Source organism: Terriglobales bacterium, from assembly GCA_035543055.1.
Taxonomy (GTDB): Bacteria; Acidobacteriota; Terriglobia; order Terriglobales; family Acidobacteriaceae; genus JAIQFD01.
This window is the reverse complement of sequence record DATKKJ010000096.1, coordinates 1-5,703: the sequence shown is the minus strand read 5'-3', so window position 1 is coordinate 5,703 and position 5,703 is coordinate 1. Positions and strand designations below refer to the sequence as shown.

At 64.5% G+C, this 5,703-nt stretch carries 6 protein-coding genes; all 6 read right to left on the bottom strand.

The window, feature by feature from the left end:
• A partial coding sequence (locus VMS96_07270; protein HVP43216.1) for a hypothetical protein occupies positions 1–223 on the bottom strand: 223 nt, incomplete at its 3' end.
• A gap of 141 nt (positions 224–364) precedes the next feature.
• Entirely contained in the window at positions 365–1,348 is a 984-nt protein-coding gene (locus VMS96_07265) for a hypothetical protein (protein HVP43215.1), read from the bottom strand.
• Positions 1,349–1,363: 15 nt separating this feature from the next.
• The gene (locus VMS96_07260) at positions 1,364–2,641 is read right to left on the bottom strand and encodes a DUF4056 domain-containing protein (GenBank protein ID HVP43214.1); all 1,278 of its coding nucleotides are present in this window, start codon (positions 2,639–2,641) and stop codon (positions 1,364–1,366) included.
• Positions 2,642–2,749: 108 nt separating this feature from the next.
• Complete coding sequence (locus VMS96_07255) at positions 2,750–4,477, bottom strand: SulP family inorganic anion transporter (GenBank protein HVP43213.1); 1,728 nt, start codon at positions 4,475–4,477, stop codon at positions 2,750–2,752.
• Between the two features lie 96 nt (positions 4,478–4,573).
• Complete coding sequence (locus tag VMS96_07250; protein ID HVP43212.1) at positions 4,574–5,236, bottom strand: VIT1/CCC1 transporter family protein; 663 nt, start codon at positions 5,234–5,236, stop codon at positions 4,574–4,576.
• A 195-nt stretch (positions 5,237–5,431) separates the two neighbouring features.
• On the bottom strand, positions 5,432–5,703 hold a 272-nt coding region (locus tag VMS96_07245), incomplete at its 5' end, for a hypothetical protein (protein ID HVP43211.1).

The window sequence follows — 5,703 nt, the reverse complement described above, 5'->3', positions numbered from 1 at the left end:
CGATCCCTTGTGCGCTACAGAAGTCCACCAGATCGATCAGGAAGGTCAGCAGGCCGCTGTCCCAGTCGCCGAGCTGCGTCGCGTCGAAGGCGAGCCGGCGCGGCTTCGCCTCGGAGATCTGACGCTCCGCCGCGCTGAAGGACGGCAGCGGCTGCGACAACCGCCACGGTCCCGCCAGGCGTACGAGCAGTCCGCCGTCTCCGCTGCGAGCGAAGGACAGCATGTCGTCCGACGGTAGCGTAGATTCGGGAGGTGGCGGCACCATCGCAGAGTTCAACCGAGAGCGAGTAAGGCTACTCGGCAGCTCCTTCGCGGCTTGAGTCTCATTTTCCTTTTCCTCCACCGACGGCGGCTGCTCACCGACCTACCGCGCCGCGGTGGCGCGTGCCTTCTCGAACAGCTTCTTGAGCTCGCCGGCCATGAACTTGCGCCCGATGCCGCGCTTGACGCTGCTGCCGAAGCCGGCCACCTGATCCGTCGACGTGTGATTGGTGTAGATCACCAGCGTGTCCCCCTCCGCCGGCAGAAACCCCGTGATCGCCTGCTCGATGTTGTAGCCGGTGCTCACGTAGTAATGGCGCTGCACGCCGATCAGGGTCCCACCGAAGGTCGCCTGCAGGGTGTGAACGAGCGCGATCGTGTCCTCCCCGTGTGCGGTGAACTGTGACCAGTACAGAATTTCGGTGGCATCGGCCGGGGCTCCCTTGGGATAGTTGTCCAACAGCTCGTAGAACGCGAGCGGCAGGAGCGCGCCCTTGCGCATGGTGGCGTTGACCGCGGCGAGATCGGCGGCGGGATCGGTCCTTGCCCCCTGTCGCGCGTAAGCGGCAATGCCCGCCAGGCCTCTCGTGCGGTAGGCCCGGTAGCGCGCCAACAGCAGCTCGTGCACGGTGTCCTGGATGGCCGCCGCATCCTTGCCCGCGGCCTTCAGCGCGGCCACCTCCTCGCTCGACAGGTTGAGCGCTTCCCCGGGCTTCGCGTCGGCGTAAGCCTTCTGCTGCCCCGGCGTCAGCTTGAGACCGGCGAGCTGCGCCACCGTCCCGTCGCCGTCGAACTTCCCGTAGGCGATGGTCGCCGGATCGACGCGTTGCATCAGCATCTCTTCCTGCACCGTGCGGGCAAGCGTGTCGGGCGGCTGCTTGACCAGGAACGCGATCCCGACATTGAGGTCACGCTCGGTCGCCGTCGGGAGCGCGGTCTCGACGAACTCCCCGGCGAGCACCTGCGACTGGGTGTCGGCCGGAAACCCGAGCTTGTCCAGCGCCGTCTTCGTGTCGATGGCCCGCGCACCGGCCGCCAGGACCAGCATCGCCACGACCGTCACCGCGCACGGTACGAATCGTCTCATAGGCACCTCCCTCTCTCAGGGCGCGTCGGCGCCCGGTCCAAATGTCTCCGCATTCGCATCGCGGATCTTCTGGATGATGAACGGAAAGTCCTCCTGATTGACGCGACGGCTGCCGGGGCGCGGCAACGGAAAGCCGGCCGCGACCAGTGAATCGTCCACGTCGAACTCCACCGTGGCATAGTCGCGAAACAGGGCCCCGGCGAAGCCGTCGACGACATGCAGTACGAGGGCGGGCTCAGCGTCGCGGCACCGCCCGAGCGGCATCACAGCTCCCTTCGTGCCGGGGTGCGCATCCTCGAGCCGCCACGGCCGCAGGAAGGGGTCGGTCTCGAACTGGCGCCGTGTCACCAGGGTCCAGTCCGGGATCCGCTTCTCGGAGTCCCACCAGGCGCCGTCGACCGCCCGCATGGCTGCCCGCGAGTCGGCCAGCGACACCGCCCCGAGCCGCTCCAGCATGCGCGTGATCCAGGCGTCCATGCTCAATCCGTAGTCGACGTCGTTGTGCACCTCCTTTGACAGGATGATGCCGCCTGCCAGTCGTTCCCCGATCTGGTTGGAGTACAGATCTTCCGGGGAGAAGGCCGAGATCTTCTCGGGCCACTCCGCCAACGACGCGTAGCCGTAGAAGGTCGCGATCTCGTGCCAGATCGAGAACTGGTACGCCACCCACTGGGCCAGGGCTGTCGCGAGCGGAATACGGCCGTACTTCGCAACCCCCGCGGTCGACACCGCACGCAGGCGCACCCGCATGGCCGCGCCTTGCGGCGGCACGTCGACGGTACCGCCCGTCTCCAGCGAGCGGGCGATGGACGCTGTGAGCGACAGCGTGTTGTCGGCATTGTCGCGCACGTGCGCCAAATCGATGAAGCCGCCGCGGCACGTGTAGATGAGGCCGTTGTTCTCGTTGTCGATGATGCCCCGCGGATCCGTCCCGTGGAGGGAGATATAGCCGTTGTCGTAGCGGTGCGGGCCGACGTCCTGCGGACCCACCAGGTTGCCGATCTCGACGCCGGGCACTGGCACCCGGCCGACCGCCACTTTCAGATCCGCACCGAACGCGCAGCAGGGGCGCAGGGCCTGCGGATAGGGAATTGCCGGAATATCCGTAGCCGCGAGGTCCGCGCTGCTCGCCTGACCCGTGTCACCGAGGGCGGCGGCTACGGCGACGTCGCGTGCGCGCAAATTCTTCCCCACCTCCCAGCGCTCCTTCTGGCAGGCAGCCACACAGTAGGCGAGCAGGATGCAGCAGGCCGCTCTTAACCAATACGAGCTGGGCTTCACGTCATCCTCCATGGGCGCTCCCCCATTCGCCACTCCTATCGAGTAGCTCTTGCTCTGCATGCACCCGGCGGTGTCCTTACCGATCTTTGCTCATCTTGGGGCCGAGAAGCGCGCATTCGCTCACTGGGCACCGTGAGGCCTTGCAGCGGATCCCTTCTGGTAGTTCTCGACAGCCTGCTCCAGGGTGAAAAACATTCGTTCCCGGCCCAGCCGTTCCCCCAGGCCGGAATGCTGGACAACCTTGAGCACCTCGGGATTCAGTGCCACCAGCCAGAGCATGATGCCTTCGTTGCGCAGTTTCTCCTCGGCGTCGATCAGCATCTTGAGCGCCGTGAACTCCAGATTGGCCACCGCGCCCAGGTCCAGGACCACCACCTTCGGGGCAGCCGCGACGCGCAGTTCGATCATCTGCTGAGCAAGGCGGGCGACATTGCCAAAGTAGATCAGACCTTCAGGCCGCAGCAGCAGCAGCCCGGGGAAGGTTTCGTCCTCAGGATGCTCCGGTGTGCGGGGGCGGAACACATTGGTGCCGGGCTTACGTGCGAGGACGTGGAGAGGATAAAGATTGGCGTGGTGGATGAGGGATACCATCGAGACCAGCACCGCCACCAGAACGCCTTGCAGGGTGCCGAGCAGCACCACTCCAATCACGGCGACGAGCGCCCACCGATATTCCATGTAGCGGATTCGCCGGATGGCGAGGAACTGTGCCGGGCTGCACAGGCCGATACTGGCGACGATGACGACGGCGGCCAGCGTTGCATGGGGCATCTTGGCAAAGAGCGGGGCGAGGAAGAGCAGCGTGGCCATGACCACCGCGGCGGTCACAACCCCTGCCAACTGGCTGCGAGCTCCCGCGCCATCGTTCACGGCCGTCTGCGTCGTTCCGCCACCGGCCGGCATGATATGAAAGAAGCTGCCGGCAAGGTTTGCCATGCCGGTCGCCACCAGTTCACCGTCGGCATTGGGGGCCGACTCTCCCTTATGCAGGAAGGCGCGACCCGCCGCAGCCGATTCGACGAAACTCATCAGAGCGATACCGAGCGCTGCCGGCCAGAGCTGTTGCAGCAGAGAAAAGTCGGGGAGCGCAAAGGACGGCAATCCCCCCTGCAGCGTTCCCACCACCGACACGCCCGCCTTGTCGAGCCCGAAGAATGCCGAGGCGGCGATACCGACGGCCACGGTGACCAGTGCCGCCGGCACCTTGGGCGTGAAATGCTCCAGCCCCAGCATGAGGGCCAGCATCACGACGCCGAGAATCAGAGTCGGGATTGATGTGTGCGGGAGGTGCATGACGATGGACCAGATGTCCTGGAAGAATCCGGCCTTGGTGATGTGTATCCCGAGGAGCTTGGGAAGCTGATCCAATATGATCACCAGACCAACTCCGGCTTTGAAACCCGTCAGCACCGGCTCCGAGATGAGGTTGGCGACTGCACCGAGGCGAAACAGACCCGCCAACAGCAGGAATGCTCCCACCAGAAGCGACAATGTGGCCGATGCCGAGAGCAGCGCTGCAGGCCCTGCGCCGGAGGTCACCTGGCCGAGGATGCTGACTGCCATGATCGCTATGGTCGAGGAGGTCGTGACGCTCAGGGGGCGAGACGTGCCCATCACGGCGTACACCACCAGCGGGATGAGTGAGGTGTAGAGACCCACCTCCAGCGGGAGGCCGGCAATGGCGGCGTAGGCCATTGCCTTGGGGATGACCACGGCCGCCGTGGTGAGACCGGCGACCAGATCGAAGCGCAGCCATTCCCTTTGATAGGAGCTCAGCCATGAAACCGCTGGAATCCAGCGAACGATCCAGGCTGGCCTCGGCAGAGAGCTAGGTGTGGGGGTCGACATGATGTTACTCCTTCCCTGGCAGCACCTGCCTAGTGGTGCTGAACGCAGCCGCAGGGAGGAGCGCGACGGCGATGTAGTCTTCTGTGCGTATCGATTTCATCCTCCGAGCGCCTTGGTGAGAGCCACGAGCGCGAGCCCGACGATGACCATGGCAATCCCCCTGGACCACGGGTTGCGCAGGGTGAGGCGCCCGTAGGCATAGCCCATCCCGAACAGCATCACGATGGCGATGGCGTTGGAGACGTGCAGGGCCGCCGCGGCGTCGTGCATGAAAATAAACGGTATCGCCAGGGGAAACATGCTGAGGACCACCCACAGGAACACCCAGAGCCCCGCCAGCCAATCTTCCTTCCGGAGGCGCACATGCTCGGGCGGCTCGGGGAGTTGCTTCAAACGCTGGTGGATGGATTCCAGCTCCGCCGGCTGGAGGACGGATGCGACCACCGACGGCAACGCGTCGGCGATGAGGCGGTGTGCCCGCTCTGGGTCCGTGGCTTTGAGCACGGCGCGATAAACTATGAGACCGCGGCCCTTCTCGGCCCCGCGGCCCATGCAATACAGCATCGCATCAATGATTCCCCAGGCCAGATTGCAGCCGAGGGCGCTCGCGAGCATCGTGTGTACATCCTCTGGGCTCGCCGCGGCCACCCTGAGCGAACCGGTGATGGTGAGGAACATGATCAGCCCAAAGAGCACTTCGGCGATGCGCTCGCTCGGTTCGAGTACGGGCCTGGTAAATTTGACAGGGTCGTCAGACATGGGCGTCGTGAGTTAGCCCTGATGTGACAACAACATCTCGCGCAAAGGCGCGAAGGCGCAAAGAGAAACAGGAATCCTGTTGCTCGATCTGTGATCTCGTAACCGCATCGGAATGGACTTTGTGATGGGTCCTTCTGACTCCTGCTCTTATTGTCCCACTTGGCGTCTTTGCGCCTTTTGCGCGAGATTGATCGCTCAATACTTCTCCGCCACGAACCTTCTGCCCTTGAGCGTGGCCTGGTCGTCGTACGCGCCTTTCATCGAGCGCTTCGGCAGCTTGATTTTTTCGCGCGGGACTTTCTTGTACGGAATCAGGCTCAAGATATGGCTGATGGCGTTGAGCCGGGCGCGCTTCTTGTCGTCCGAACGCAAGATATACCAGGGCGCCCATTCAGTGTCGGTGGCTTCGAGCATCTTGTCGCGGGCGCGGGAGTACTCGAACCACTTGCTGCGGGACGGCAGATCCA

What these genes read in the sequence shown, in the direction of transcription:
- VMS96_07265 (HVP43215.1), bottom strand. Translation starts at nt 1,348, where the DNA reads ATGAGACGATTCGTACCGTGCGCGGTGACGGTCGTGGCGATGCTGGTC.
- VMS96_07260 (HVP43214.1), bottom strand. Translation starts at nt 2,641, where the DNA reads ATGGAGGATGACGTGAAGCCCAGCTCGTATTGGTTAAGAGCGGCCTGC.
- VMS96_07255 (HVP43213.1), bottom strand. Translation starts at nt 4,477, where the DNA reads ATGTCGACCCCCACACCTAGCTCTCTGCCGAGGCCAGCCTGGATCGTT.
- VMS96_07250 (HVP43212.1), bottom strand. Translation starts at nt 5,236, where the DNA reads ATGTCTGACGACCCTGTCAAATTTACCAGGCCCGTACTCGAACCGAGC.